This window comes from uncultured Campylobacter sp. (assembly GCF_938045535.1).
Classification (GTDB): domain Bacteria; phylum Campylobacterota; class Campylobacteria; order Campylobacterales; family Campylobacteraceae; genus Campylobacter_B.
In genome coordinates, this window is the sequence record NZ_CALIMQ010000278.1 from 1 (window position 1) to 2,074 (window position 2,074).

A 2,074-nucleotide genomic window follows, 5' to 3' on the forward strand; every position below is an offset into this window, starting at 1 on the left:
CTTGCACTTGATGTTTAAATTCCGCCTTAACGCTATCAAAATCGTCATTGTTAAATCCGTGTTCGCGTACCCCTTTGATCGCGCTAAAAAGACTACTTAGCGTGGCGTTGGCGTCGAAATTAAAAATATTTGCGCTTATGCTGTATAGTCTGCGGTTTTTAAACAGATCGTCCGAGCCGAAATAGGCTTTAAGCGGAATTTTGGCATTTACATTCATCGCGTCGTATCCAAGCTCCATCAGCCTCGATACGTAGGCTTGCAGCCACTCATTTTTAAGTGCACCGTAGCTTCTTAACGGCTCATATTTGCCTGCGTAAAGCACGCTAGCGACATTGGCGCCGAGCTCGGGCTCTACGGTGCTTGCTAGCCCGCCTTCAAATGGGCGTAGGCTAAGATCGCGCGGGATTTTTTCGCCGTGCACAGAAAGAGAGCTAAAATTTTGCTTGATTAGGTTTTTAATCTGCTCAATGTTTACGTCGCCTACGACTATGATGCTAATGGCGCTAGGAAGGTAGTTACGCGCATAGAATTTTTTTAGTTGCTCGCCAGTGGCGCCTTTGATGATTTCATTTTGTCCGATCGGAAAGCGTCTTGAGAATATGGAATTAGGGTATAAATATGTGGCACGCTTTTCATAAAATCGCCTCTCAAAGCCTTTTTTTGCTTCCTCTAATATTACACCTTTTTCCTTTTGCGTTTCGTTTTCGTCAAATTTAACGCCGCCCGCATAATCGCGCAGCACCAAAAATACATCCTTTAGCGTCTCGTCGCTCACTTGGGCCTGGATGTTGTATGTGGTGTTTTCAAAGCCAGTCTGTGCATTGAGATCGGCGCCGAATTTCACCCCTAGGCGCTGCAAGGTATGAATTAGTTCATTTTTATCAAAATGTTCGCTGCCGTTGAACGCCATATGCTCGACGAAGTGCGCTAAGCCCTGCTCATCGTCATTTTCATCGACACTACCCGCGGCTACGTTGAGATAAAAAAGCGCGCTATTTTTTGGCACGTCATTTTTGAGGATATAAAATTTCACGCCGTTTACCAGCTTGCCGTGCACGACGCTAGGATCGAGCTTAAGTGGCGCGTCCGGGTTGGTATCTGCGGAGTAAAGGCTCAAAGAGCAAAGCAGGGTGGCGATAAAAAATATAAGTTTTTTCATAATTGTCCTTGGATTTAAAAACTTACGATTGTAACAAAAGCTAGTTTAAAGTATGATTTTACAAGCTTTGCTATGGGTGAAATTTTGCCAAGGATTTGGGATTTTACTTGCGGTTTTAAAATTTTACTTGTAGAATTTCAAGAAACGGAATTTTTGGAATTTTTGGAATTTTTGGAATTCCGCCGCCGCGACTTAAAATTTTGGCAGCGGAATTTAGAAAGCTTTGCGAGCTTTAATAGCCTGCGCAAGGCTAAATTTAAACCTTACGCGGTTAGAACTTCATACGCTCGCGTGAAGAATTTCACAAATTACAGTTTGCTTGCGTTTTTGCCTAGATAATCCGCGACGCCCTTAGGGTCTGCTTTCATCCCTGCGTCACCTTTGTGCCAACCCGCAGGGCAGACCTCGCCGTGCTCGTTCGTAAATAGCATCGTATCGACCATTCTTAGCATCTCGTCGATGTTTCTGCCAAGCGGTAGGTCGTTGATGACGGCGTGGCGGACGGTGCCGTCTTTGTCAAGCAGGAAGCTGCCGCGAAGCGCTACGGCGTTGCCGAACAGCACGTCGAAGCTGCGCGCGATGTCCTTTGTAATATCCGAAACTAACGGGAACTGCACTTTGCCGATGCCGCCTGCGTTTACCGGAGTGTTTTTCCACGCAAGGTGGGTAAACTCGCTATCGCAGCTAACGCCGATAACTTCGATGCCCTTGGATTTGAAATCTTGATATCTGTGATCGAATGCGATGATCTCGCTCGGGCAGACGAAGGTAAAATCTTTTGGATAAAAGAATACGACCGCGCCTTTTTCGCCGATATTTTTATAGAGGTTGAAATCCTCGACTATTTCGTTGTTGCCTAAAACCGCAGTTGCCGTGAAATCAACGGCTTTGTTGGTTACTATCATTTGTTTCTCC

Annotated in this window: 3 protein-coding genes; 1 reads left to right on the forward strand and 2 read right to left on the reverse strand. The window is 45.6% G+C overall.

All coding sequences use genetic code 11. From position 1 onward, the window contains the following. A partial coding sequence (locus tag Q0095_RS08605; RefSeq protein ID WP_297883134.1) for a pitrilysin family protein occupies positions 1-1,159 on the reverse strand: 1,159 nt, incomplete at its 3' end. A 72-nt stretch (positions 1,160-1,231) separates the two neighbouring features. Between Q0095_RS08605 and Q0095_RS08610 the strand changes: the two genes are divergently transcribed. Continuing rightward, positions 1,232-1,498 (forward strand): hypothetical protein, encoded by a 267-nt coding sequence (locus Q0095_RS08610; RefSeq protein WP_297883135.1) that lies wholly within the window; start codon positions 1,232-1,234, stop codon positions 1,496-1,498. Here the strand turns inward: Q0095_RS08610 and Q0095_RS08615 are convergent. After that, positions 1,468-2,064 (reverse strand): peroxiredoxin, encoded by a 597-nt coding sequence (locus Q0095_RS08615; protein WP_005871241.1) that lies wholly within the window; start codon positions 2,062-2,064, stop codon positions 1,468-1,470. The genes Q0095_RS08610 and Q0095_RS08615 overlap by 31 nt on opposite strands. Positions 2,065-2,074: the final 10 nt, after the last annotated feature.

What these genes read in the sequence shown, in the direction of transcription:
- Q0095_RS08615 (WP_005871241.1), bottom strand. Translation starts at nt 2,064, where the DNA reads ATGATAGTAACCAACAAAGCCGTTGATTTCACGGCAACTGCGGTTTTA.
- Q0095_RS08610 (WP_297883135.1), top strand. Translation starts at nt 1,232, where the DNA reads ATGGGTGAAATTTTGCCAAGGATTTGGGATTTTACTTGCGGTTTTAAA.